The organism is Bradyrhizobium algeriense (assembly GCF_003062295.1).
GTDB lineage: Bacteria > Pseudomonadota > Alphaproteobacteria > Rhizobiales > Xanthobacteraceae > Bradyrhizobium > Bradyrhizobium algeriense.
In genome coordinates, this window is the sequence record NZ_PYCN01000029.1 from 20,369 (window position 1) to 46,037 (window position 25,669).

Annotated in this window: 22 protein-coding genes; 12 read left to right on the plus strand and 10 right to left on the minus strand. The window is 62.8% G+C overall.

Annotation, left to right across the window (positions count from 1 at the left end):
* Positions 1-25 precede the first annotated feature (25 nt).
* Genes C7G61_RS34115 through C7G61_RS34130 form a run of 4 tightly spaced genes read left to right on the plus strand, consistent with a single transcriptional unit; the run spans position 26 to position 3,215 of the window.
* On the plus strand, positions 26-322 hold the full coding sequence (locus tag C7G61_RS34115) for a (2Fe-2S)-binding protein (RefSeq protein ID WP_108522100.1): 297 nt from the start codon (positions 26-28) through the stop codon (positions 320-322).
* Positions 319-1,737: an FAD/NAD(P)-dependent oxidoreductase gene (locus tag C7G61_RS34120; RefSeq protein WP_108522101.1), complete on the plus strand. Its 1,419-nt coding sequence runs from the start codon at positions 319-321 to the stop codon at positions 1,735-1,737. Before C7G61_RS34115 ends, C7G61_RS34120 begins: the two co-directional genes overlap by 4 nt.
* Positions 1,734-2,855: an NAD(P)/FAD-dependent oxidoreductase gene (locus C7G61_RS34125; RefSeq protein WP_108522102.1), complete on the plus strand. Its 1,122-nt coding sequence runs from the start codon at positions 1,734-1,736 to the stop codon at positions 2,853-2,855. The genes C7G61_RS34120 and C7G61_RS34125 overlap by 4 nt, the downstream gene beginning before the upstream one ends.
* A 12-nt stretch (positions 2,856-2,867) precedes the next feature.
* Positions 2,868-3,215 carry a RidA family protein gene (locus tag C7G61_RS34130; protein WP_108522103.1) on the plus strand — a complete coding sequence of 116 codons (348 nt, stop codon included), beginning with the start codon at positions 2,868-2,870 and terminating at the stop codon, positions 3,213-3,215.
* Between the two features lie 326 nt (positions 3,216-3,541).
* Here the strand turns inward: C7G61_RS34130 and greA are convergent, their stop codons facing one another.
* The 3 genes from greA to C7G61_RS34145 form a co-directional block, all read right to left on the minus strand.
* Positions 3,542-4,024: a transcription elongation factor GreA gene (gene greA / locus C7G61_RS34135; protein ID WP_108522104.1), complete on the minus strand. Its 483-nt coding sequence runs from the start codon at positions 4,022-4,024 to the stop codon at positions 3,542-3,544.
* A gap of 269 nt (positions 4,025-4,293) precedes the next feature.
* Complete coding sequence (locus C7G61_RS34140) at positions 4,294-5,802, minus strand: helicase HerA domain-containing protein (RefSeq protein ID WP_108522158.1); 1,509 nt, start codon at positions 5,800-5,802, stop codon at positions 4,294-4,296.
* A 335-nt stretch (positions 5,803-6,137) separates the two neighbouring features.
* Positions 6,138-6,422, minus strand: a complete 285-nt coding sequence (locus C7G61_RS34145) for a hypothetical protein (RefSeq protein ID WP_108522105.1) — start codon at positions 6,420-6,422, stop codon at positions 6,138-6,140.
* Positions 6,423-6,818: 396 nt separating this feature from the next.
* Between C7G61_RS34145 and C7G61_RS34150 the strand changes: the two genes are divergently transcribed.
* Complete coding sequence (locus C7G61_RS34150) at positions 6,819-8,042, plus strand: S1C family serine protease (RefSeq protein WP_190242099.1); 1,224 nt, start codon at positions 6,819-6,821, stop codon at positions 8,040-8,042.
* 92 nt (positions 8,043-8,134) lie between these two features.
* Entirely contained in the window at positions 8,135-8,605 is a 471-nt protein-coding gene (locus tag C7G61_RS34155) for a hypothetical protein (protein ID WP_190242100.1), read from the plus strand.
* A 98-nt stretch (positions 8,606-8,703) separates the two neighbouring features.
* Here C7G61_RS34155 and C7G61_RS34160 read toward each other — a convergent pair whose 3' ends face one another.
* From C7G61_RS34160 to C7G61_RS47285, 3 genes are read right to left on the minus strand one after another with little or no spacing between them, the layout of a single operon-like run.
* Positions 8,704-9,030 carry a helix-turn-helix domain-containing protein gene (locus C7G61_RS34160; protein ID WP_108522107.1) on the minus strand — a complete coding sequence of 109 codons (327 nt, stop codon included), beginning with the start codon at positions 9,028-9,030 and terminating at the stop codon, positions 8,704-8,706.
* Positions 9,027-9,401, minus strand: coding sequence for a type II toxin-antitoxin system RelE/ParE family toxin (locus C7G61_RS34165; RefSeq protein ID WP_108522108.1), 375 nt, complete (start codon positions 9,399-9,401; stop codon positions 9,027-9,029). Before C7G61_RS34165 ends, C7G61_RS34160 begins: the two co-directional genes overlap by 4 nt.
* Before the next feature lie 42 nt (positions 9,402-9,443).
* Positions 9,444-9,734 carry a hypothetical protein gene (locus C7G61_RS47285; RefSeq protein ID WP_190242101.1) on the minus strand — a complete coding sequence of 97 codons (291 nt, stop codon included), beginning with the start codon at positions 9,732-9,734 and terminating at the stop codon, positions 9,444-9,446.
* A gap of 735 nt (positions 9,735-10,469) precedes the next feature.
* Between C7G61_RS47285 and C7G61_RS34175 the strand changes: the two genes are divergently transcribed.
* Entirely contained in the window at positions 10,470-11,906 is a 1,437-nt protein-coding gene (locus C7G61_RS34175) for an NAD-dependent succinate-semialdehyde dehydrogenase (protein ID WP_108522109.1), read from the plus strand.
* A gap of 71 nt (positions 11,907-11,977) precedes the next feature.
* On the opposite strand, the gene C7G61_RS34180 is transcribed toward C7G61_RS34175, so the two are convergent.
* Together C7G61_RS34180 and C7G61_RS34185 are read right to left on the minus strand one after the other, a co-directional pair.
* Positions 11,978-13,690, minus strand: a complete 1,713-nt coding sequence (locus tag C7G61_RS34180) for a bifunctional protein-serine/threonine kinase/phosphatase (RefSeq protein ID WP_108522110.1) — start codon at positions 13,688-13,690, stop codon at positions 11,978-11,980.
* 28 nt (positions 13,691-13,718) lie between these two features.
* Positions 13,719-14,978, minus strand: coding sequence for an MFS transporter (locus C7G61_RS34185; protein ID WP_108522111.1), 1,260 nt, complete (start codon positions 14,976-14,978; stop codon positions 13,719-13,721).
* Between the two features lie 646 nt (positions 14,979-15,624).
* Between C7G61_RS34185 and nirB the strand changes: the two genes are divergently transcribed.
* Genes nirB through C7G61_RS34200 form a run of 3 tightly spaced genes read left to right on the plus strand, consistent with a single transcriptional unit; the run spans position 15,625 to position 21,089 of the window.
* Positions 15,625-18,084, plus strand: coding sequence for a nitrite reductase large subunit NirB (gene nirB / locus C7G61_RS34190; RefSeq protein WP_108522112.1), 2,460 nt, complete (start codon positions 15,625-15,627; stop codon positions 18,082-18,084).
* The gene (gene nirD / locus C7G61_RS34195) at positions 18,081-18,416 is read left to right on the plus strand and encodes a nitrite reductase small subunit NirD (protein WP_108522113.1); all 336 of its coding nucleotides are present in this window, start codon (positions 18,081-18,083) and stop codon (positions 18,414-18,416) included. Before nirB ends, nirD begins: the two co-directional genes overlap by 4 nt.
* A gap of 6 nt (positions 18,417-18,422) precedes the next feature.
* Entirely contained in the window at positions 18,423-21,089 is a 2,667-nt protein-coding gene (locus C7G61_RS34200; protein ID WP_202975807.1) for a nitrate reductase, read from the plus strand.
* A 1,084-nt stretch (positions 21,090-22,173) separates the two neighbouring features.
* Here C7G61_RS34200 and nhaA read toward each other — a convergent pair.
* Entirely contained in the window at positions 22,174-23,358 is a 1,185-nt protein-coding gene (gene nhaA, locus C7G61_RS34210; protein WP_108522114.1) for a Na+/H+ antiporter NhaA, read from the minus strand.
* Positions 23,355-23,993, minus strand: coding sequence for a TetR/AcrR family transcriptional regulator (locus C7G61_RS34215; protein ID WP_108522115.1), 639 nt, complete (start codon positions 23,991-23,993; stop codon positions 23,355-23,357). The genes nhaA and C7G61_RS34215 overlap by 4 nt, the downstream gene beginning before the upstream one ends.
* Before the next feature lie 162 nt (positions 23,994-24,155).
* On the opposite strand from C7G61_RS34215, the gene C7G61_RS34220 reads away from it, so the two are divergent.
* Positions 24,156-24,365: a ferredoxin gene (locus tag C7G61_RS34220; protein ID WP_108522116.1), complete on the plus strand. Its 210-nt coding sequence runs from the start codon at positions 24,156-24,158 to the stop codon at positions 24,363-24,365.
* 63 nt (positions 24,366-24,428) lie between these two features.
* The gene (locus C7G61_RS34225; protein ID WP_108522117.1) at positions 24,429-25,649 is read left to right on the plus strand and encodes a cytochrome P450; all 1,221 of its coding nucleotides are present in this window, start codon (positions 24,429-24,431) and stop codon (positions 25,647-25,649) included.
* Positions 25,650-25,669 lie beyond the last annotated feature (20 nt).

Consider the following 25,669-nt stretch of genomic DNA (forward strand, 5'->3'; position numbering starts at 1 on the left):
CGAGAAAACGGTGAAGAGGCATCCCATGTTCAAACGATCCGATCAGGACAGCAGAAGATCCGTGCACATCCTCGTGGACGGGGCCGCCGTCGAGGCGCGCGAGGGCGATACTGTTTCCGCTGCGCTGCTCGTCTCCGGCCGAGACGTGCGCCGCGCGACTGCGGTGAGCGGCGCGCCGCGCTTGCCCTATTGCATGATGGGTGTGTGTTTCGACTGCCTCGTCACCATCGACGGCGTCGGCAATCGCCAGGGCTGCCTGGTGCCCGTCGCCGAGGGCATGCAGATCGAAATTCAGAAGGGCAAAAGGGAAATCGGCCGATGAACAGGACTCCCAGGCGCGATAGCTATGATGTCGTGGTTATCGGGGCAGGGCCCGCTGGGCTCGCTGCCACAGCGACCGCGGCCGAGGCCGGCCTGTCGACGCTGCTGCTCGACGAGAATGCCGGCCCCGGCGGCCAGGTCTGGCGCGCCATCGCCTCGACCCCGGTGACGGAACGTGATCGCCTCGGCGCCGACTATTGGGCGGGCGCGGACCTTGTCGATGCAGTGCGATCGAGCAGTGCCGAGATCGTCCAGCGCGCGACGGTCTGGAGTCTTGACCGGAATCTCGAGGTCGGTGTGTCGGTCGGCGGCGCGTCGTTTTTCGTCAAGGCGCGGCGTGTGATTCTGGCGACGGGCGCGCTTGAGCGGCCGTTTCCAATTCCGGGCTGGACGCTTCCGGGGGTGATGACCGCAGGCGCCGCGCAGACGATGCTGAAGTCCTCAGGGCTGGTGCCGGACGGGCAGACGGTGATCGCCGGTCAGGGACCGCTGCTTTGGCTGCTCGCAGCGCAGATCCTGCGTCTTGGCGGTCGCATCGACCGCATCCTCGACACGACCGAGCGCCGGAATTATTTCGCCGCGCTGCCTCACGCCTTCGCCTTCGTAACGTCGCCCTATTTTGCAAAGGGACTCGCGATGATGAAGGAGGTGCGAGCGAAAGTGCCGGTGGTGACCGGTGTCAGCGAACTCGAGGCCGCCGGTGATGGCCAGCTCGCAACCGTGACCTATACGGCCGGCGGCCGACGCGAGACGATTGCGGCCGAGTTATTGCTGCTGCATCAGGGCGTGGTGCCCAACATCAATCTCGCAATGGCGGCGGGGATCGAGCACCGCTGGGACGACCTGCAGCTCTGCTGGTCGCCCGTGCTCGATCGCGACGGCAGTTCGTCGGTCGAGGGCATCGCTGTCGCTGGCGATGGTGCCGGGATCGGCGGCGCGGGAGCCGCAATTGTCCGCGGCCGTATCGCCGCGAGATCTGCGGTCGAGGCCCTGGCGCCTGCGGCTGCTGCGAAGCTTGCACCCATGTCGACGTTCAGGACATCGTTGGCCCAGGCCGAGCGCGGCCGTGCCTTCCTCGACACGCTGTTCCGTCCCGCCCGGCAGTTTCGCATCCCCTCAGGCGCCACCATCGTCTGCCGCTGCGAGGAGGTCACGGCCAAGGACATTCTCGACGCCGTCGCGATCGGTGCGACCGGCCCCAACCAGCTCAAGGCCTATCGTCGCACCGGCATGGGTCCCTGCCAGGGCCGGCTCTGCGGTCTGACCGTCACTGAGTTGATGGCGCAGGCCCGTGGCAAGACTCCCCAGGAGATAGGCTATTACCGGCTGCGCGCACCGGTAAAGCCGATCACGCTGGCGGAGCTGGCGGCCGTGCCGAAGACAGAGGCCGACGTCCAGGCCGTGGTGCGCGGATGACGAAGCTCGCGGATGCCATCATCGTGGGTGGCGGCATCCACGGATGCTCGACCGCGCTTCACATGTGCCTTGCGGGAATGAAGCCGGTGCTGATCGAGAAGGACTATGCCGGCCGCCACGCCTCAGGGGTGAATGCCGGCGGCGTTCGTCAACTCGCGCGGCATATCCCCGAGATTCCGCTCTCGATCCGCTCGATGGGAATTTGGGAGCGGATCGCGGAGCTCCTCGACGATGATTGCAGCTTCGAGAGCCACGGCCAGGTCCTGGTCGCGGAGAATGACGCAGAACTGGAAGCATGCCGCGCACGTGTCGCGGAACTGAACGCGCTTGGCTTCACCCACGAAGAGCTGATTGACGCAGCCGAGCTGCGCCGGCTGGTGCCTGCGGTGGCTGACACTTGTCCCGGTGGAATAGTGTCACGGCGCGATGGCGCGGCCAATCCCGCGCAGACCACGACGGCGTTTCGGCGCAAAGCGGCTGCGCTTGGCGCCACGGTCTGCGAGGGCGTGGCCGCGAGCAATGTCCGGCAGCGCGACGGGCTCTGGCACGTCGACGTTGGCGTGGACAGCTATGCTGCCCCGGTGCTCGTCAACGCCGCTGGTGCGTGGGCTGGACGAATTGCCGACGCCCTCGGCGAACCGGTCCCGGTCGAGACCGTGGCGCCGATGCTGATGATCACGTCACACGTGCCGCACTTCATCGATCCAGTCGTGATCCTGCGCGGCCGCAAACTGTCCTTCAAACAATTCGCCAACGGCACCGTGCTGATCGGCGGCGGTCATCTGGCGACGCCGGATCAGGATCGCAACGAGACCGTGCTGGATTGGCGGAGCCTCGCCGTGAGCGCGCGCACCGTGTTCGAACTGTTTCCGGTCATGCGCGGTGCGACGATCGTCCGCGCCTGGGCCGGCATCGAGGCCAAGACAAAAGATGATCTGCCCGTCTTTGGGCCGAGTGCCCGTCACAAGGGCCTTTATCACCAGTTCGGGTTTTCGCTGCATGGCTTCCAACTCGGTCCCGGCGCCGGCGCCGTAATGGCGGAGCTGATTGTCAATGGCGGCACCCAGACCCGGATCGGCGATCTGGGCATCGCCCGTTTCCACGCTTCCACACCCTAAGAAGAGGACATCATGAGCATTATCCGCAGCATCCGCACCCCGATCATGCACCGCGCCGTCGAAGCCAATGGCTTCGTCTTCGTTGGCGGCACGATCGCCGACGACACGGGTGCATCAATGGGCGAGCAGATCCGCAACATCCTCGGCAAGATCGCCGGCTATCTGAAGGAGGCGGGAACCGATACGTCCCGCGTGGTCAGCGCGTCGATCTTCGTCACGGATCTCTCCAGAAAGAAGGAAATGGACGCGGCCTGGACCGAATTTTTCGGCGAAGATTTGCCGGCACGAGCAACAGTCGGCGTGGCCGATCTCGGAGGTGGCGCCTTGATTGAAGTGGTGGTCACCGCGCTCAAGGGCTGACGCTTTTGGAAGGCGGCGACGTCGACAGATAAGCCCCCATAAACTCAGGCAAAACTTCTGGAGGCAAACTCGGCTTGCGCGCGACCTAGAGCGGGATGACTTTTCTTCGAATCGTCATCCCGCTCTATCCCTTTGATTTGAGCATGATCTCCGCGCAAACGCGTTTCCGCGTTTGTCGCGAGGGAAAACCGGTACCCACTTTTCCGGATCATGCTCTAGGTAGCGCGCGAGACAGCTCGAGCAGAGGATTCACAGAATGAGCGGTTATGGAAGGACCGCTCACGCAAGGCGGACATTCCAAGCATCGCCTGCGTCTTGTCCGGGGGCTACGAGATCGCAATGATCTCAAGCTCTTGACCGGATGTGCTGACGACATCCCCAACAGCTTTGCCTATCAGAGACCTCGCCACCGGGGACACGAAGGAAATGGAACCGGCCTTGGGGTCCGCTTCGTCCTCTCCCACGATATGATATTTCTGCACGCGCCCATCGTCGCGCCGGAAGGTCACGGTGCTGCCAAAGGCGACGGTGTCAGCTGACGTCGGATTGGTGATGACCTGAGCCGTCCGAACTCTTGCCGCAAAGTAGCGCGCATCACGCAAGGGCGTTGCGGCTTGCCGCCGCCGCTCATTCACGTCTTCGATCTTCTGCGCCGTCTCGTACGCCTCGCGAGCCTGCTGGAGTTGAAATTCCAGAGCCTTTAATCCCGCTTCCGTAACAAGGTTCGGATGAGGTGAAACCGGGCGATCGGGCAGCAACGTCTCCGACGCAGTTTCGGCACTGTCTTCCTTGGTGAAGGCAACGCTCAAGCTCGGAACTCCTTTTAAGCGAGATATGCAAAAAGGTTTTAAGCGAGATATGCAAAAAGGCAGTCGGCGACAAGGGCGCGGACTCGTCAAGGGAACTGTGGCGCAACGCTCAGCGACTTCTACGAATCATATACCGCAGAGCGAGCCGGGCGCCATTATCAAGTTACTCGTTTGTGGAACACTCGACAGAAGCCCTGTGGCAGTCCTCTGCGGTGGACAGCCACGGCTTGATCCGTTGGTGTTTTCCGAGTGCGCGCGCGACTGCCGCATCATGGCGCCGAGCTGCTGCAGCCTTGCTCCGCCGGCAGTTCCTCGGCATTGGGGTCGCCCGGTGCCGTCGCCCAGGCCAGTTCGACGAGCGTCACGATCCGCCGGCCGGCACCGTCAAGCTGGCAAACAATGAGGCCCTGCTCCTCGATGTAGGTCAACAGACGCCGTGCACGGCGCAACGAATGTGAGCCATAGGCGCGGGCAATCGCTGCATCGCCCGGGCAGGGCCACCCTTCCTTCGCGGCGCGGGCGATCATCATGAAGACGCCCTGCATATCCTCCGGCAGAAGTGAGGCGCGGACCGAGACATCCTGCCAGGCGTCATCCTCTGCCATATCGGAGCCGAGCCCGGCGCGGGCGCGCGTCAGCATGCGACGGAAGTCACCCAGGTCCGGCACGTCCGAACCGAGGCCCTCTATTCGGCAGCGGACCACGAACTCCTGATAGAGAACGCCGATGGCACGGAATCCCGAATCGGGTTCCGCCATGACGGCGCGCAGAATACGGTCCACGCGCTCACGCCGCTCCGCCAGTTCCTCGGCGCTGAGTGGCTGCTCCACCGCTTCGGGACGGATTTCCAGCGCCGCGGTCTTCGCCGCCATGAGCTGGCCGAGGAGGTCCGGCGGCGACCGGCGCTGGGGCCGGTTATTTTCGGGCGGCGGTGCCGCCAGGATGATGGCGCGGGCGTCCGGTGTCGCTTCCGGCAGAGGCATCAGGCGCGGGGTCGCGTTGCGCGGCGTGGTCTCCGTCGGACCGATGCGCAGCCCCAGCGGACGGCGGGAGAGGGCCGGTCCCAGCGCCATGAATTGCCCGCGTTCCAGATCCCGGAAGGCCTCTGCCTGTCGCCGCTCCATGCCCAGAAGGTCGGCGGCGCGCGCCATGTCGATATCCAGAAAGGTTCGGCCCATCAGGAAATTGGACGCCTCGGCCGCGACGTTCTTGGCGAGCTTCGCCAGTCGCTGGGTGGCGATGATCCCCGCAAGCCCGCGTTTGCGGCCACGGCACATCAGGTTCGTCATGGCGCCGAGCGAGAGTTTGCGCGCCTCGTCCGAAACCTCGCCGGCGACTGCCGGCGCGAAGAGCTGCGCCTCATCCACCACCACCAGCATCGGGTACCAGTGGTCGCGGGCGACGTCGAAAAGCCCGCCAAGGAAGGCGGCGGCGCGCCGCATCTGGTTCTCGGCGTCGAGCCCCTCGAGATTAAGCACCGTGGAGACGCGATGGATGCGCGCGCGCTCGCCGGCGACCTGCAGGCCCCGCTCAGTATGGTCCTCGGCATCGATCAGCAGGTGGCCGAAACGGTCGGCAAGCGCCACGAAGTCGCCTTCGGGGTCGATGATGGTCTGCTGCACCCAGGGGGCGCTCTGTTCCAGCAGCCGGCGCAGCAGATGGGATTTGCCGGAGCCCGAATTGCCCTGCACCAGCAGGCGGGTCGCTAGCAGTTCCTCAAGGTCCAGAGTAGCCGGAGCGCCTGCCGTCGTGTGTCCCATCTCGATCGCAACGGTCATGTCTCGACTCAAAGGCTCCTTGGCGGAGGCGGGCTTAACAACCTGATCGCAGCCCGTCGAGCGCCGATGGCCGGCCACGTCACGTTCTCCACGGTGGTCGAGCGCCATCGACTTAGACAGATGCCGGCCTTGGCAGACCTGCTGTTTTTCGTCGGTCTCGAATGAGCGTCCGAAGCGCTTCATGTCTCGCCGAGCTCGATGTCCTGGACACAGTCAACCCCGCTCTTGACGGGGCATTCAAATAATACAGATCATCTAAAAATTGGATATTTCGGCTGGGCCATGGCGCGCAAGCGTCAAGGTCACTTGGCGACCTGATCAGGATTGCGACCTAATCAGGGTTGAGAGAGGTAGCGCGGCAGCTCGCGCTCGAACTCGGGAAAGTAGCGGGAGATCACGGTGATGTCGAAACGCCGCAGGATCGATCCCTGGGGTTCGCGATCAAGCAGGAATTGGAACGCCGCCTTGATGCAAGCCTCGGGCGTGTGCGTGCCCATCGTCAGCCGTTCGCAAGTATCTCTTGCCATCGTGACGTGATGGCGCGTCTCGCCGTTTCCCACATGGACGATGACCTCGAATTCGAGTGGATCGCCTTCGCCGGCTCGCTCGATCTTGATCATGGCCTGCCTTCACCGAAATCGGTTCAATTCGATTGTCGTGGCAGATCCATCCTAACACACGGGCCGACGGTTCAAAGAAACCGACGGTTCAAAGAAAGTTGTCGAGGCCACCGCAAGTTCGGATGGAAATGAGGCGAGCGCGTGCTTCCCGGTGGAACTGTGAAGATCGCGTTGGGAGCTATGCGGGATGTTCGGTGACGAGGCGATCAGTCGGCATGGCCTTCCGGCATTTGGACGACCTTCCTTATCCACCTTGGGCTGAAGGAACTGCCGGCGCAGCAGATTGTTGAGCCACTGTTGCCGCAAGCGTCTGAGCTCTCACGGAACTGACGGCGCGCTAGACGTGCCGGCCTCTGACGTCAAAGCCGCGGTGATGCGATGACAATGGAAGCGCACATGGCTCGTGAAAATCTGGCTCGTGGAAATTTGGCTTTCAACTGGCGCCGGGCGTCGATGATGGGCGGGATGACCGTTTTCGCGATTCCGGTGATCGCGAATATCGCGCAGGCAACGGTAAATTCTCCGGGCCAGGCTTCCTTCGTGGGCAGGCCGACAACATTGATCGATCGGGTTGCTGGTACTGAAGATGGTGGTGGGCCCGGCGATTTCGCCGATCTCGCCGAAAAGGTTCAACCGACCGTGATTGCGGTGCGTTCCAAAGCGACTGCGACGCGCAAATTTGGTGCGCCTGAACAGCGCGCTCCGAAGGGGGAGATTCCAGGAGCGGATCCGGATGCGCCCGATCGAGGGAGGGCACCGACACTCGAACTGATCAATGCTGGATCAGGCTTCTTCATCTCTCCGGACGGTTATGCCGTGACCAGCAGTCACGTCGTGGAAGACAACGACACGGTCGAGATCCGAACCAGCGACGACAATGCCTATTCGGCAAGAGTCATAGGAAGGGACGCGTGGAGTGATATCGCCTTGATCAAAGTCGACGGACGCACGGACTTCAGCTACGTGAAGCTCTCTGACCAGCCCCCGCGCGTGGGTGATTGGGTGCTTACCGCCGGAAATCCGCTTGCGGTCGGAGGTACCGTGACGGCCGGTATTGTTTCAGCGCGCGATCGCGACATCGAGGCTGGTTCAGCGAAGGATTTCATCCAGATCGATGCGCCAATCAACAGCGGCGATGCCGGCGGTCCGAGCTTCAATACCCGGGGCGATGTCATCGGTGTCAACAGCATGATCTTTTCACCCTCCCAAGGCTCGGTGGGCGTTGCGTTTGCGGTCCCGGCCGATACGGTCAAGGCAGTGATACCGCAGCTAAAGGAGAAGGGCGCGGTCACGCGCGGATGGCTCGGGACCAAAGTTCAATCGGTCACGCCTGAACTTGCCGACGGCCTCGGATTGAGCAATCTCCGCGGTGCGATCGTGGCGGCGGTTCAAGCCAATGGTCCCGCTGCGAAAGCCGGATTGAGAAGCGGAGACGTGATCACCTCGGTGGGTGGCGAGCCAGTCAAGAACGCCAACGAGTTGACCAAAAAAGTCGGTGCGATGGCGCCGGGCTCTTCGACCCAGCTCACGGTGCTTCGGCAAGGAAAAGAGAGCTCATTGAGCGTGACCTTGGGGCAGCAGCCGAATGAACCCAATGCGTCCGCGGCGAATCCAAGATAGCGGGCGTTGGGAGCAACTCGCGAAATCTCGCCGCGAGAAGTTCGAAGGAGCCGGGCGCATACACGCCGGAAGCATGAAGATGGAGCGTTGTGATGTGTGACTACAGCCTGCATGCCGTCCAATCGCGTCCAGCGAGAGCGGGGGACGTGCTGCTAACGGGCGAATTCCCCAATACGGTGACACGCGGGTTCTCCGCGATCGGAGAGCCAGACACCGCTGTATGCCTCTTGCCAGGCACCGAACTTGCTTTCAACGAAGACGCTGTATGCGATCACCCGTTCGCGAAGCTCTACCCGCAAATGCGGTTTGGGAGCGTCGGGGCGCGGCTCGCGCGTTCCCGGCAAGTCAATCTGGGAACCAATTCGCACCATGACGCGCTGGAATTTGCGAACGGCAGGATCGTGCTTCTGACAAAGCTCCGTCCCGGTCAAAGGGCAACGGTGCTGCAGCTTCCTGCACAGCGCGAGATCGACGGGAAGCCGTCGACGGCAGATCAGAACCAGCGCTCGTCAGAATCCCGGAAGGGCGGAGAGTTCATAGATCGCCCCTTCACGCGGGCGTGATGATCTTGCGAAAATCACCTAGTGATATTTGAGCAATTCATCTCAGCAAAAGCCCGCCGGTTGGGGGGCAGGCTTCCTTTGGTTGTTGTTGCCTGCTGTCAGGCTGCCTTGCGAGCCTTCCGCGCGCTCTTCGCGCTGCTTCGAAGGAGATTTAGCACCGCATCAGGGTTCTTCTCGATAATCATGAGATACGCGCGCAGACCATCGAGCGGACGGGAGCGGCCTTGCTCCCAATCGCGAATCTGATTGATCGTGAACCCAAACTCTTGCGCAAAATCATCCTGCGAGAGCCCAAGCTTTTTTCGAATACCACGAACATTGATCTCAGCAGGGACATAGAGCTTGGTAGGCTTCGCGTTACCGCGCGCTATTTCAAGCGCTTCGGTCAAGCCTGCTGCGATCTTGTCGAATGCTTTCTTACTCATCCTGCTAACCCTCTCCGCTCCGCCAAGCTGGATTTTTTCTTTTTGTACTCATCTACGATGAGTTTGGTCAGGGCTTTCAACCCTGCCGCCTCTTTGCCGGTCAATGTTGCCTTCTCCCCTTTTGCAAATACTGTGATGAGAAAGACTGGCATTGTCTCACCAGAGTAGAACGTGACGGTCCTGTAGCCACCGCGTTTTCCTTTGCTGCGGCCCGCGAACCGAACCTTTCGGCAGCCGCCAGTGCCAACCATTTCCTCACCGGCTTCAGGGTCTTCAGCCAGAAAGGTAATGATCTCGAAGATTTCATCTTCGGTCAGGGCAGCTTGCTTGGCGGCTGTATCAAAAGCTTTCGTGCGGGCTACAGTGTGCACGGTCCAGTTACTACGTAATTAACGCATGCAGTTGTACGTAACTTACGTAGTGCAGTCAAGTTCCGGCCGCAATAAAGCGGGCGCCGGACCCCGGTGCACCGCCATGCATGCGGCAGCGCTTTTTGCCGCGCACCGCCGGCGAGCGGCGGTGATGGCAGGCTCGCCATGGCTCCGATAGCGGTTGAGCGCCTCGATCTGGGCGGGAAAGGTGCGGGCGAGCCTGCCCAATGCGCGCCCGGCACTATCTTGCTGACCGATGTCTTCCGCATTCGCGAGATGATGGGCACATCGCATCGCCATCACATGAACGGAAACCATCTGAGCCACCAGCATGGCCTCGATGGAATCCTGGGTCTGATGCTCACCATTGAAATCATGAAGGAGAGGATGATTTCGTCGGGCCTCTCGCCGTTCACGCTGGCCTTCACCAATTGCCGGAGGATGCCATGCATCGCATCGCGATCGGCGGCTCCCAATGCGCTCGCCAGAAGCTGTTCGCCAAGCTCAGGATCTGGATGATCGATGGAGAAACCATGTGACGAGAGCTTTATCCGCGGCGTTGCGGCGGCCTTGGTTGGATCGGTCGTGGCTGTCGCCGTCGGCAGATTGAGGTCCGGAGCGGGTGTTCATGTCGATACTCCTCAGCACGCGCCGGAAGCGCGCGCGGTTCGGCAACGCGCAGGCGATGGCTCGTTGCGGCGACTTTCAATTGTCAAAAGATTTTGTGTGCAATCGCGACAAAGGGCGGCGTTACAGCAGGCCCATAGCTAGTCTGCGCGATGATGGAGTAGTGCCGCTGATTTGCCCGACGTGTCAAGTGTTCGCGGAATCGCTCACGGTATCATGCCAGCGATTATTGCTACTTTGCATGGGGTTGTTTTCCATATTTTGTCCACGGTCGCGATGCGATCGAGCGTGCCAGTTTCGACCATGCGTGCGGCGGGATCGAGGCGTATCGCCAGCGGTCGCAGCGGCTTTGCAATCCGGCCGGGCTTCGATCATAAAGACGCCTGAACTTCAGCCGGCCGATTTCGCCATCCGGCGACAATAAAAGAGGGAGCAAGTCTCGTGGCATATTCCAATACGCAACTGTTCATCAACGGCAAATGGCGGCCGAGCCAGTCGGGCAGGACCATCGCCGTGCTCAATCCGGCGACCGAGGAAACCATCGGCACCGTCGCCCATGCCGACCGTGCCGATCTCGACGAGGCGCTCGAAGCGGCCGCCAGGGGTTTTAAGGTCTGGCGGGCGGTGGCGCCGTTCGAGCGCTGCAGGATCATGCGCAAGGCGGCCGCGATCATGCGCGAGCGCAATGACGAGATCGCGCCGCTGATGACCATGGAGCAGGGCAAGACGCTGGCCGAGGCCAAGATGGAAGCCATGGCCGCCGCCGACGTCATCGAGTGGTTCGCCGAGGAAGCCAAGCGCGCCTATGGCCGGGTGATCCCGGCCCGCGGCCCCGGCATCTACCAGATCGCAGTCAAGGAGCCGGTCGGCCCGGTCGCGGCCTTTACGCCGTGGAATTTCCCGATCAACCAGGTGGTCCGCAAGCTCTCCGCGGCTCTCGCGGCCGGCTGCTCGATCATCGTCAAGGCGCCCGAGGAAACGCCGGCGTCGCCTGCGCAACTGATCAAGGCGTTCGCTGACGCGGGCGTGCCCGATGGTGTCGTCAACCTGGTCTACGGCGTGCCGTCGGAGATTTCGGAATATCTCATTCCGCATCCAGTGATCCGCAAGATCTCCTTCACCGGCTCGACCGTCGTGGGCAAGCAACTCTCCGCACTGGCGGGTCTGCACATGAAGCGCGCCACCATGGAGCTGGGCGGCCATGCGCCGGCCATCGTGTTCAAGGACGCTGACGTGTCGTCGGCGGCGAAGATTCTGGCGGCGGCGAAGTATCGCAACGCCGGCCAGGTCTGCATCTCGCCGACCCGCATGCTGGTGCAGGACGACGTATTCCGTGAGTTCGTCGACAAGTTCGTCGAAGGCGCCAAGTCGATGAGGGTCGGCAACGGCCTCGATCCGGATTCGAAGATGGGGTCGCTCGCCAATCCGCGCCGCGTCACCGCCATCGAAGGCATGGTGCAGGATGCCGTGGGCAAAGGAGCAAAACTCGAGACCGGTGGTCACCGCGTCGGCAACAAGGGCTACTTCTACGAGCCGACCGTGGTCAGCGACGTGCCGAAGGATGCGCGCGCGATGAACGAGGAGCCGTTCGGGCCGCTGGCGCTGATCTCCCGCTTCTCGACCTTCGACGAGGTGGCCGAGGAAGCCAACCGCTTGCCGTTTGGTCTCGCGTCCTACGCGTTCACCAGCTCGACCAAGACGGCGACCGCGATCGGCGCCGCCATCGAAGCCGGCATGGTCTCGATCAACAGCTTTGGGCTCGCGCTGCCCGAAGTGCCGTTCGGCGGCGTCAAGGATTCCGGCTACGGCTCAGAGGGCGGCACCGAGGCGATGGACGGGTATTTCAACACCAAGTTCATCACCCAGACCGGGGTGTAAGCCAGATCGCGAAGCCAACGCGGTTGGCTTCGCTCACATAACATGGCCCAACGCTCCACCGGAGCGTCGGGCTAATTTCGTACCGACCACGCCAGAAGCAGGATGACGAGCACGATCAGGCCTGCGGACAGGCTCTTCCAGAAAACGAGCGGATCGCGGTCGTAGAGCGAGCGCCGTGATGCGACGGCCGGCTTGGCCCACATCGCGCCATTCTCGAGCTCGTGCGAGAACTCGATGACGTCGCCGTAGCGCTGCAGCGGATCGACGTTGAGCGCCTTGCCTACCACCGCATCCAGCCAGGCCGGCAGGTCGGCGCGATAGCGGGAGAGGGAAGCGGGCTTGCCGAAGCGGGGCCGCGAGAACGGCTCGATCTCGCCATAGGGATAGGCGGCGGTGAACGTCCGGTACACGGTGACGCCGAGCGCATAGAGATCGGAAAACTCGTCGCCGGGCCGCCCGCCGAACAGCTCCGGCGCCATGTAGCTCGCCGTGCCCGGAATATCCTCGGCCGGGAAATCCTCGAGCAGCGGAACGCGCGCGACGCCGAGGTCGACCAGCCGCAATCCGCCGGCCTTCAGCAGGATCACGTTGTCGGGCTTGATGTCGCGATGGATGATGCCGGCACGATGCAAGGTGGCGACCGCGCGCGCCAGCTTGGTCGCGATCCCGATGCCTTCAGACAGCGAAAGTTGCGGCGAACGATTCAGCCGCTGTTCCAGCGTCTCGCCTTCGTAAAGCGGCATCACCGAATAGAGGCGGGTCTGCCGTTCGGCGGGCAGTTCGACGATTTCTCCGATCCACAGGCTTCGCACGCGCGCGGCGACCCACGCCTCGCGGACGAAGGCGAGGCGATAGGAGCCCTCGCTGGCCACGCGCGGATGCGGAAACTTCAGCACGAGTTCGCGGCCTTGTCGTTTGTCGATCGCCTTGAACAGCCGGCTGTAGCGGCCATCAGACAATATTTCGCCGAGCGTGAAATCGTCGACGACGTCGCCGGTTTCGGGCAAATCCAGAATCGGAAGCGTCGCGATCGAGTGGGTGAGTTCGTCGCGGTCGGCGGGCGGCAGGTCGACGACGTCGAGCACCAGCGCGGTCATGTTGTCGCTGGAGCCGGCATCCATCGCCGCGTCGACCAGTGCGCGTGCGGATTCTTCCGGCGAGGTGCGCTCGCTCAACAGCACCTGCAGCCGGTGATCGGCCAACACGCCATGAACGCCGTCGCTGCAGATCAGCAACCTGTCGTGCTGGCGCAGTCCGACGGTGGCGTAATCGAAGCGGGCAAAATCCTCGAAGCCGATGGCGCGGTTGAGCAGATGCGCGAGATCGCCGCGGCCGGCGATGTGGTCGGTGGTCAGCCGCTCCAGTCGTCCCTCGCTCAGGCGATAGGCGCGGGTGTCGCCGATATGAATGATGTGGCAAAGCCGCCGCGACAGGATGATCGACGAGAAGGCGCAGCTCATGCCGCTGAGCAGGGGATCGGTGCGGCCTTGCGTGTAGATCCAGCTGTTGGCGGCTTCCAGCGAACGCGAGGCCCGGCGGCGAACACCGAGTGTTTCGGGGAGGGAGTAATAGGCGTCGATGAAGCAGCGAACTGCGAGCTCGGCGGCTTCGCGCCCGCCCTTGTGTCCGCCGACGCCATCGGCGACCGCGGCGACGATGTCGCGGTTGCCCCCGCCGGACCGGCCGAGGCAGGTCCCGACATAATCCTCATTGGCGGAGCGCTTGCCGGTTTCGCTGACGAAGCCGACGCGAACCCCGAGATTTCGTTGCGAACCGATCGTCACCCGCGGCCTGTCAAGTTAGCGCGCGTCGTCAGACCCGCGCTCCCGATGCGGCGCCCCAAGTGGTGCGCCAGCGCACCTTGACCATGGCAAGTCCGAGGAAACCAAGCAACGCCAGCAGGCCGAAAAACACGAAGCCCGCGCCGAAACCGCCGGTCATTCCCTTGGCGACGCCAAGTGCCTTGGCAAGGAAGAAACCGCCGATGCCGCCCGCGCAGCCGACCATGCCGGTCATCAGGCCGATCTCCTGACGGAAGCGGAGAGGAATGAGCTGAAACACGGCGCCATTGCCCATGCCGAGCGCGAGGACGCCGATCGAGAACAGCGATACCGAGATCCAGGCGATCCGCGGCATCTCGGTGAGCGCCCAGCCCCCAGGCGTCGGCGCGGCCGGTCCTTCCGGCATGAAGGCGATGACGAGATAGGCCGCCACGACGACCCCAAAAAACATCGACAATGAGGGGATGCCGCCGATGCGGTCGGCGAGCAGGCCACCGACCGGGCGGAAACCCGAACCGAAGGCGACGATCAAGGAAACCAGCAGGCCCGCCGCAACGCCTGATACGTGATACTGCACGCTGAAATACAGCGGCAAGGCGTTGGCCAGTCCGACAAAGCCGCCGAAGGTGATGAAGTAGAAGAACATGAACCAGCGGCTGTCGGGATCGCGCAGCAACGCACCATAAGCCTTCAGCGAAACCGGTTTCCGCTCTCCGGGCGCATCCTTGGCGGCGTAGATGTAGTAGGCGAGGATCAGCACCATCGGAACGAGCAGTACGCCGAACACGGCCTGCCAGCCCCAGTGTTCGGCGATCGACGGTGCGAACATCGTGTCGAGCACGACACCCATATTGCCGGCGCCGGCGATCCCCATCACCACGCCTTGATATTGCGGCGGATACCAGCGGCTTGCCTGCGGCAGCGCCACTGCGAACGAGGCGCCGCCGATGCCGAGCGCGAGACCGAAGATCTCCACCGACAGCTTGGTTGGAAGGCCGAAGTAGCAAACCCACGCGGTCGCGGCGATGACGACGATTTGCGCGACAATTCCGGTCCGTTTGGCGCCGAACAGATCGGCGAGCAGGCCCATCGGCACCCGCAGCAATGCGCCGGCCAGAACCGGAATCGCGACAAGCGTGAACTTCTCGTCGACGGCGAGGTTCATGTCGCTCACGATGTAGACGATCAACGGACCGAGCGCGACCCAGGCCATGAAGCTGATGTCGAAATAGAGGAAGGCGGCGAGCAGCGTGGGCCAGTGGCCAGCCTTCTTGAACTCAGCAAACTTCATCGAGCAGCCTCGAACATCGGCGCGTGATACCGCGCAAGCGCGGTGATCTCGGCACAAAGGGATTTAATTTTGGGATGCGAGTCGTCTCGTCGTTGAGACTTTACTCTGGTCGCAATATCAGCAATTCGTGTGCCAGAAAAACAAGCGCGCCACTTTGCGTGTATTTGCAGTGTCTTGCGGCGCGTGGATAACCTGCCGCGAATGCGGCCCTTGCTCCGTTTGTTGGCAAAAGCAGCCGCTCGAGCGTGCAGTGTGGTGTTTTATTATGCGGTTCCGGCTATTGACGGAAAAACGCGCCTGAAAAGCCGCCTATCCGTGTCGTGCCGGTTCCGCGGGCAAATTGACGCTCGCTGATGGTTAAGCATTCGTGTTGTGCACAATGGGTAGCCCAGGAGGGTGATTTTTTGGGCATTCATGCACGCCCTGGTGCAGCCAACTGACGATTCATCGGCTGAAGCCGTGCGTTGCGCCCGGAAAAATACGGACCTGGTGTTGGCACGTCTCTTGAATACCCAAGATATAGATCGTCATAGCCGATGATCCTTTGCCCGCCGATGGGCGCTCCCCAATCATCAATACTTTTTGCCAATCGACGATGCAGAGCTGCGTCGCCGAGCGGGACCATCGGAAATCTGGAAGGCAGGGCATGCTCGAGAAAGTAAACAAGCAAAAGTTGGTGGTGATCGGCAACGGCATGGCCGGCATTCGCACGGTCGAAGTGCTGCTGGATCGTGCCCCCGACCTCTATGACATCACCGTCTTCGGTTCCGAGCCCTACGGCAATTACAACCGGATTCTGCTGTCGCCCGTGCTCGCCGGCGAGAAGACCGTCAACGACATCATGCTCAACACGGAGCAGTGGTACGAGGATAACGGGATCACGCTGCGCAAGGGCGAAATGATCGAGATGATCGATCGGCGTACCTGCGAAGTCGTCACCGCGGAAGGCGCGCGGGTGCCTTACGATCGCCTGCTGATCGCCACCGGCTCGAACCCGATCATGTTGCCGCTGCCGGGCAAGGACCTTCCGGGCGTCATCGGCTTTCGCGACATTCAGGACGTCGAGCGCATGGTTCAGGCCTCGACGAGCTACAAGAACGCCGTCGTCATTGGCGGCGGCCTGCTCGGTCTCGAAGCCGCCAACGGCCTGATGAAGCGCGGCATGAACGTCACCGTGGTGCATCTGCTCGACACGCTGATGGAGCGCCAGCTCGATCAGGTCGCGGGCGGATTGCTGCGCAAGTCGCTGGAAGAGCGCGGCATGGTGTTCAAGATGCCCGCGCAGACGGAAGCGATCCTGGGCGAGGATCGCGTGACCGGCGTGCGCTTTGCCGACGGCGAGGAACTCCCCGCCGACCTGGTCGTGATGGCGGTCGGCATCCGCCCGAATGTCGAGCTGGCGCGCAAGGCAGGGCTCTATTGCGAGCGCGGCATCGTCGTCTCCGACACCATGCAGACCTACGACGGACGAATCTATGCGGTCGGCGAATGCGTGCAGCATCGTCGCCAGACATACGGCCTCGTCGCTCCCCTGTTCGACCAGGCCAAGGTTTGCGCCAACCACCTCGCCATGAAGGGTTTTGCCACCTATGACGGGTCGGTCGTTTCGACCAAACTGAAGGTGACCGGGATCGACCTGTTCTCCGCCGGCGACTTCGCGCCGGGTGCGGACAAGGAAGAGATCGTCATGCAGGACGCTTCCCGCGGCGTCTATAAGCGGATCATCCTGCGCGACAAGAAAATCATCGGCGCCGTGCTCTATGGCGATACCATCGACGGCCCCTGGTATTTCCAGCATCTGCGCGACGGCACTGATGTTTCGCAAATGCGCGAGCGGCTGGTGTTCGGCGCCGCCAATCTCGGCGATGGCGGTCACAGCGGCAAGAACTCGGTTGCCGCCATGAGCGACGAGGCGGAAATCTGCGGATGCAACGGCGTCTGCAAGGGTGCGATCGTCAAGGCGATCAGCGAAAAGAAACTGTTCACGATCGACGACGTGCGGGCCCACACCAAGGCCTCGTCGTCCTGCGGCTCCTGTACCGGCCTGGTCGAGCAGGTGCTCGCCTTCACGCTGGGCGGCGACTATTCGGCGGCCCCGAAGGTCAAGCCGATGTGCGCATGCACCGATCACAGCCATGACGACGCGCGGCGCGTCATCATCGAGAACTCATTGAAGACCATTCCCGATGTCATGAGGTTCATGGACTGGAAGACGCCGAACGGGTGCCACTCCTGCCGGCCCGCCCTCAACTATTACCTGCTCGCCACCTGGCCCGGCGAGTATCGCGACGATCAGCAGTCGCGCTACATCAACGAACGCGTCCACGCCAATATCCAGAAGGACGGGACCTATTCGGTCGTGCCGCGGATGTGGGGCGGCGTCACGACGCCGGATGAACTGCGTGCCATCGCCGACGTCGCGGACAAGTTCAAGATTCCGACGGTCAAGGTGACCGGCGGGCAGCGCATCGACCTTCTCGGCGTGAAGAAGGAGGATTTGCCCGCGGTCTGGGCCGACCTCAACGATGCGGGCATGGTGTCGGGCCACGCCTATGCCAAGGGGCTGCGCACGGTGAAGACCTGCGTCGGTTCGGAATGGTGTCGTTTCGGCACACAGGATTCGACCGGCCTCGGCATCAAGATCGAGAAATTCATGTGGGGCTCGTGGACGCCGGCCAAGGTGAAGCTCGCCGTATCCGGTTGCCCGCGCAACTGCGCGGAAGCCACCTGCAAGGACGTCGGCGTCGTCTGCGTCGATTCCGGATTCGAGATCCATTTCGCCGGCGCCGCCGGTCTTCACATCAAGGGGACCGAATTCCTGACCAAGGTCGCGACCGAAGAGGAGACGCTCGAAGTCATTGCCGCGCTGACACAGCTCTATCGCGAGCAGGGTTGGTATCTGGAGCGCATGTACAAGTGGTGCGATCGGATCGGTCTCGATGCCATCCGCAAGCAGGTGGTCGACGATGTCGCCAACCGCAAGGCGCTGTTCAGCCGCTTCGCTTATTCGCAGCAATTCTCGCAAAGCGATCCGTGGGCGGCGCGCGCCAAACGCGGTGTCGATCGCAACGAATTCACGCCGCTGGCGGAACTGGAACTCGCATGAGCAACTGGATTGAAATCGGGACGCTGAGCGATATTCCCGTTCTCGGCTCACGCGTCGTGCGGACGGCGTCCGGAGACATTGCGGTATTCCGGACCGCCGATGACGAGGTGTTCGCGCTCGACGATCGCTGTCCGCACAAGGGCGGGCCGCTGTCGCAAGGCATCGTCCACAACAAGCGCGTCACCTGTCCGCTGCACAATTTCGTCATTGAGCTCAAAAGCGGAACGGCGGTCGCGCCGGATGAGGGATGCACGCGCGCGCATCCGACCAAGGTGGAGAACAACACCGTCTGGCTTTGCATCCAGACGGCGGCGGCCGTGCCCGCCGAGTGAGGGTGATTGCCCGTGCCAGTGAAGACTAGCTGTCCGTATTGCGGCGTCGGCTGCGGCGTCATCGCTGACAGGGATTCCGCTGGCACGGTGACCGTCCGGGGCGATCCGCTGCATCCCGCCAATTTCGGGCGGCTGTGTGCGAAGGGCTCAGCGCTGGCCGAGACCATCGGTCTCGAGGGGCGACTGCTTGCTCCCGTGGTCAACGGCCAGGAAACGAGCTGGGATACGGCGCTCGATCATGTCGCCGAGGGTTTTGCCAGAATCGTCCGCGAGCACGGGCCGGATTCGGTCGCTTTTTATGTCTCCGGCCAGATTCTGACCGAGGACTATTACGTCATCAACAAGCTCGCCAAGGGTTTTATCGGCACCGCCAACATCGACACCAATTCCCGGCTGTGCATGGCGTCGAGCGTGGCGGGGCACAAGCGCGCGTTCGGCAGCGACACCGTGCCGGGCTGCTATGAGGATCTCGAAACCGCCGACCTTCTGGTGCTCGTCGGCTCCAATGCCGCCTGGTGCCATCCGATCCTTTACCAACGCATGGTGGCCGCAAAGGCCAATAATCCTGCCTGCCGCATCGTCGTCATCGATCCGCGGCGGACCGCGACTTGCGAGGAAGCCGATCTGCACCTGCCGCTTCGCTCGGGCAGCGATTCCGTGCTGTTCAACGGGTTGCTCGCGCATCTCGCGTCGCGCGACGCCATCGACCGCGCGTTTGTGGATGGATCCACCACCGGCGCCGAAGCCGCGTTGCAACAGGTCGCCGGCCAGACGGTCGCGCAGACTGCCGACATCTGCGGCCTGGCCGAGGGCGCGGTGGCATTGTTCTTCGACTGGTTCGCCAAAACCGAGCGGGTCGTCACGCTTTATTCGCAGGGCGTCAACCAGTCGAGCAGCGGCGTCGACAAGGTCAATGCGGTCATCAACTGTCATTTGTTGACCGGCCGTATCGGGCGACCCGGCATGGGGCCGTTCTCGTTGACCGGACAACCCAACGCCATGGGCGGCCGGGAGGTCGGCGGGCTGGCCAATCAACTTGCCGCCCACATGGAGATCGAAAACCCGCGACACCGCGACATCGTGCAGCGGTTCTGGCAGTCGCCAATTATCGCGGACAAGCAGGGCCTCAAGGCCGTCGACATGTTCGACGCGATCGCCGATCGGCGCATCAAGGCGGTGTGGATCATGTCCACCAATCCGCTGGTGAGCCTGCCGGATGCCGATCGCGTGCGCCGCGCACTCGATGGGTGCGAGCTCGTCGTCGTCTCCGACTGCATGCACCATACCGACACCACGCGTCATGCCCATGTATTGCTGCCTGCGCTCACCTGGGGCGAAAAGGACGGCACCGTCACCAACTCCGAACGCCGCATCTCCCGGCAGCGGCGGTTCCTGCCGGCGCCCGGCGCTGCCAGGGCCGATTGGCAGACGGTCTGCGACGTCGCGCAGCGCATGGGTTTTTCGGGGTTCGACTATCTGAACGCCGCCGCGATCTTCCGCGAGCACGCGAGACTCTCCAGTTTCGAGAATGAGGGGACGCGCGATTTCGATCTATCCGCCCTGAATACGCTCGACGATCGCGCCTACGACGCGCTTACGCCGATCCAGTGGCCGGTGACGCGCGAATATCCGACCGGCACGCCGCGGATGTTCGAAACCGGACAATTCTTCACGCCCGACCGCAAGGCGCGTTTCGTGCCGGTGACGCCGCGTGCCGCCGTGAACGCGACCAGCCGGGACTATCCGCTGGTGCTCAATACCGGGCGGGTCCGCGATCAATGGCACACCATGACGCGGACGGGAAAATCGCCGCGGCTGCTGGCGCATGTTTTCGAGCCTTGCGCCGAATTCCATCCCGACGATGCGCGCATGGCCGGCGTCGAGAATGGCGGGCTCGCGCGACTGACCAGTCCTTGGGGCGAGATGGTGGCGCGCGTTGTCGTCACCGCCGAACAGCGGCGCGGCTGCGTGTTCGTGCCGATGCACTGGAACGGCGAATATGCCGGCGATGGCCGGGTCAACGCGCTGGTCAATCCAGCGACCGATCCGATCTCCGGGCAGCCGGAGTCCAAGCACACGCCGGTCAAGGCGGCAGCCTACTTGCCGAAATGGCATGCCTTCATTCTCAGCCGCCAGGAGATCGCGCGCCCCGAAGCGGGCTACTGGGTCGGCGGGCTCTCAGGGACTTGCTGGCGGATGGAACTCGCCGGCGACGAGCGGCCGGCAAGCTGGCGCGACTGGGCGCGTGCACAGCTTCGCGTGGGATATGACGACATCGAATGGATCGCCTATCGCGATCCGAAGGCCGGCCGCTTCCGCTACGCGGCCGTTCGCGACGGCCGGCTGGAGGGCTGCGTGTTCATCGCACCCGATCACAAGCTGGTCTCGCGATCATGGCTGTCAGGGCTATTCGCAGAGCAGGCATTGTCAGCGAATGCGAGGATGTCGCTGCTGACGGGGCAGCCGCTCGATGTGGGCCAGGACGTTGGGCCGATCGTCTGCTCGTGCTTCGGCGTCGGACAGCACCAGATATCGGCCGAAATCAAAAAAGGGGCAGCCAGCGTCGACGAGGTCGGCCGGCGCCTGAAGGCCGGTACCAATTGTGGTGCCTGCAAGCCGGAAATCGGCAAGCTGCTGCGCGGCGCGGCTGTGCGGGACTCGCAGCCCGCATGAGCCGATAATTCCTGATCGCGTAAAGCGGCGTTCGCAGCGTTAGCTGGTACGACGGTTTCGGCGTCCAGGCGATCTGTGCGGTGACGCCGAACAGACGATTATCGTTGTCGTCCATGCGGTCGAGGTCGAAGCGCACGATCGGCTGCGTGAACGCGGGAAACGGCGTCAGGTTCAGAAGCTGCGCGCCGCCGAAATGTTGCACGCCGACACGGCCGGTGAACTTCCAGTTGTTGTCCCACTGATAATAGCCGCCGACATAACCCATGACGTCGGGGCTGACGCGAGCGAGCGGGGTATCGACCAGGACCTTGGCGTACTGCATTCCCGCGAGCAGCCCACGCGTTTCATCCGCATTCAGTGCGTAGTCCGCCTCGACGATCGTGTTGTAGGTAGTGGAGGCCAGCGGGGCATCTGAAGTCGAACGCGACGCGTTGGATTGGACGGTGATGGTCGGAAACATTCCGCCGTTCTGCTGATAGATGTCGGCCTGGAATCCGACGGTAAAGCTGAAGATCGTGAACGCCGTCCAGGGATCGGTACCGGCCTGCGACGTGGCTCCGCTGACGCCGCCATAGACCGAGAGCCAATCATTGACATCGACGGTCAAGGGCAGATCGACCGAGAGGCTTTGGCTGGATGGCGAGGTCCGGGTTCGGAGCGAGGAAAGGTTTTCCAGCCTCGACAACAAAGGCGGCGCGCCGAATCCGATCGAGAGCGAGCCGGCGGGCAGCGTCGCGTAGATGGTTCTCATATCGAGGTAGAAGTTCGGCAGGGCCGACTTGGCTTTGGCTGCATCCTCGTCTTCGTCGCCATCGTCTTTCCCAAAGGCTGCGCCGGAAAGACATAACGACAGCAGCACGCCCAGCGCTACGCCTCGGGCGGATCGCGCCGGTGCGAACAGCAGACCGCGCGGTGCGGTGGATCTGGTCAGATTCGTGCTCAATCGACGGCGCCTTTGATTGGCCGAGATGACCATTTGGCTGCGGCGAATACAAGAAGCCACGACCACGCGGGCTTCGATCTCATGACGGGTGTGGCGCGTTTGCGCCGCTGCGGCTTCGTCGTCGTTTCGCTGGCTGACCCCTTATCGGGGAGATGAAGCTCCGCTCGATCGCTCGATCGCCGAGAACATCAGTGCGGCGACGATGCCAGACAGCAGCGAGGCCATGAGAACGCCAAGCCGGACTTGCTTAAGGACCGCTTCGTCGTCGAAGGCCAGCGTGCCGATGAAGAGGCTCATGGTGAAGCCGATGCCGGTCAGGATGGCCATTGCATAGAGTTTTCCTGTCGTTGCCCCTTCCGGCATTGCAGCCAGGCCCAGCCTGATCGCGAGCAGCGATGAGCCGAAGACCCCGATCTGTTTGCCGACGAAAAGCCCTGCGATAACGCCCAGCGTTATCGGCTCTGCCAGCTTTGACAAGGTCAATCCGTGAAGCGGTACGCCGGCATTCGCGAAGGCGAAAATCGGCACGATGGCGAAAATCACCCACGGCCTGAGCGCGTGTTCGGTATCTTCGAGCAGGCTGTGCCCGTCGCGTCTGGTCAGCGGCATCGCGAGACCGACGGCGACACCGGCGAGCGTCGCATGCACGCCGGATTTGAGCACGCAGACCCAGGTGAACAGCCCGGCGATGAGATAGAACGCCGGCCTGCGCACATCGAGCAGGTTGAGGACCGCGAGCGCCGCGACGCCAAGCCCGCCGAGCGCCAGCGCCAGAACTGAAAGGTCGGCGGTATAGAAGATCGCGATGACGATGATGGCCATCAGGTCGTCGATGATCGCGAGCGCCAAGAGAAAGGTCTTCAGCGAGGCCGGCACCTTGCGTCCCATCATGGCGCAGACGCCGAGCGCAAAGGCGATATCGGTCGCCGCCGGTATGGCCCAGCCGCGCAACGCCTGGGCGTCGCCCCAGTTCACTGCGGCAAAGATCGCGGCCGGCGTGATGAAGCCGCCGAACGCGGCGATCACGGGCAATGCCGCTTTCTTCGGGCTCGCCAGCGCACCCTCAATCGCCTCGCGCTTGATCTCGAGCCCGACCAGCAGGAAGAACACCGCCATCAGGCCGTCGTTGATCCAGTGATCGATGGTCTTGCTCAGTCCGATCGATCCGATTCGGACTTCGCCGGTCGTGCGCAACAGCGCTTCGTAGGCCGGCCCGAACGACGAGTTTGCGACGACGAGAGCCGCGATGGCGGCGAGGCCGAGAACGATGCCGCCATAGAGGCCCGTGTAGTTGAGATCGTCGGATGCTGGAATCCTGGCCGTCATCGGGCGTCTTTGCCGGCCGCCTCGATCGCCACCGACAGCGCGAGTTTCGTTTCCTTCACGATGTCCTCGACCAGTTCTTCCCGGCTGACATGGGCAACCTGGCCGGTGAGCAGTCCCTGTTCGGCGAGCATGACCACGCCGTGCAGCGAGGCCCAGACTTTCAGGGCGCTCCGCTCGCGCAACAGTCCCACGGCGGGGGCCTCCAGCGCTTCCACCAGGAGTTCGAAGGTTTCCATTGCCGCGCTCTGCAGCTCGCTGCCTTTCGGTGCGCATGCCATGGTCCGCGACGCGAACATCAGGCGATAGATGCCGTTGCGGCGCAGTCCGAAATCAAGCGTGAGCTGCGCGAAGCGCGACAGCTTCGACTGTTTCGACGGCTTTTCGATCGCCGTGCGCATCATCGCGCTGAATTGGCGGAACGCTTCGGCCGTGACAGCGGTCAGCAACGTCTCGCGGTCGGCAAAATGCTTGTATGGCGCCGGCTGCGAGACGCCGAGTTTCTTGGCAAGCGCGCTGATGCTGATCGCTTCCGGGCCGCCGAGCTCGACTTCGTGCAACGCGGCCTGAACCAGGGCATCGCGGAGATCCCCATGATGATAGGCGTTCAGCGCTTTGCGTGCGGGTCGAGGTGGCATTTCAACGTCATGATCTATAACTTTTGACTTGACAGCACAACGGCAGCGCGAATGTAATACGATATAACTTCGCGGTGCGCCGGCGGGTCTGTGCCGCCGTGCCGAAGAATGCCTAAAGAAGAATACCGCGCGGCAAAGCGCCGCAAAAAGGGAAACGCTGCGATGGCCGGAAAGCTGAAAATCCGCGTCGACCAGGACAAATGTCAGGGCCACGCGCGCTGCAAATCACTGGCACCCGAGCTGTTCGACCTCGACGAATTCGGCAACGCGCACGAAGTCGGCGACGGTTCCGTGGCTGAGGGCCTGGAAGACAAGGCTTGGCTCGCCCAGAGCAACTGCCCCGAGATCGCGATCGAGGTGACCGAGGAATAGTCCGGTCCGGAGATCGATTTAGCCAAAATAGATCTGAACGAACCAAGCAGAGGATTTGCTCCGATGTCCGATTCCGCCAGCATCATGCCCGAACATCCCCCGGTCTCCGACTGGGTCAACGATTTCGACCACACCGATCCGACCTGGACCGAAAACCCGTTTCCGATTTGGGAAAAATTACGCGAGGCTTCGCCCGTCGTTCACACCGAGCGGTTCCTCGGTTGCTACATGCCGACCACCTATCAGGCGGTAAAGGAAATCGCCTACGACACCGACCACTTTTCTTCCCGGCGCGTCATCGTGCGCGACATTCGTCCGGAAATCACGGCGCGGGCGCCACCGATCACCTCCGATCCGCCTGAGCACAAGCCTGCCAAGCAGTTGCTGTTGCCGCCGTTCACGCCGGACGCGATGAAGAAGCTCGAGCCGCGGGTGCGCGCCATCTGCAACGAGCTGATCGACGAGTTCATTGCCGACGGCAAATGCGACGCCGCCGCGCGCTACACCAAGCATGTTCCGGTCCGCGCCATTGCGCACATGCTCGGAATCCCCGAGAAGGACGGCGATCTCTTCATCAAGTGGATTCACGGCATCCTCGAACTCGGCATCAAGGATGACAATGCGCTGATGGAGGCGGTGAGGGAGATGACCGGCTATTTCGCCGGCCACATCGAACATCGCAAACAGAATCCGACCGACGACCTGATCTCGACGCTGATGAATGCGAGGGACAAGGACGGAAACCCGCTGGCGGATGAGCATGTGCTGGGTTCGCTGCGGCTATTGCTGATCGCTGGCATCGACACCACCTGGAGCGCGATCGGTTCCTCGCTCTGGCATCTGGCGCGGGTACCTGCGGACCGCGAGCGCCTTGTCGCGGAGCCCGAACTGATGCCGCTGGCGGTCGAGGAACTGCTGCGCGCCTATTCGCCGGTGACGATGGCGCGCGAGGTGATGAAGGAGACGACCATCAGCGGCTGCCCGGTCAAGCCCGGCAACATGGTGCTGCTGTCGTTCCCGGCCGCCAACCGCGATCCCGCCATGTTCCCCGACGCCGACAAGGTGGTGATCGACCGCAAGGAAAACCGCCACGCCGCGTTCGGCCTCGGCATTCACCGCTGCGTCGGCTCCAACCTCGCGCGCATGGAAATGACCGTTGCGATCGAGGAATGGCTGAAGCGCATCCCGGATTTCAGGCTCGATCCCGCCGGCAAGGTCACCTGGTCGGAAGGCACCGTGCGCGGCCCGCGCCAGTTGCCCATGCTGTTCGGCAAGGTGAGCTGAGCGTTCCATGAATGAGGCGG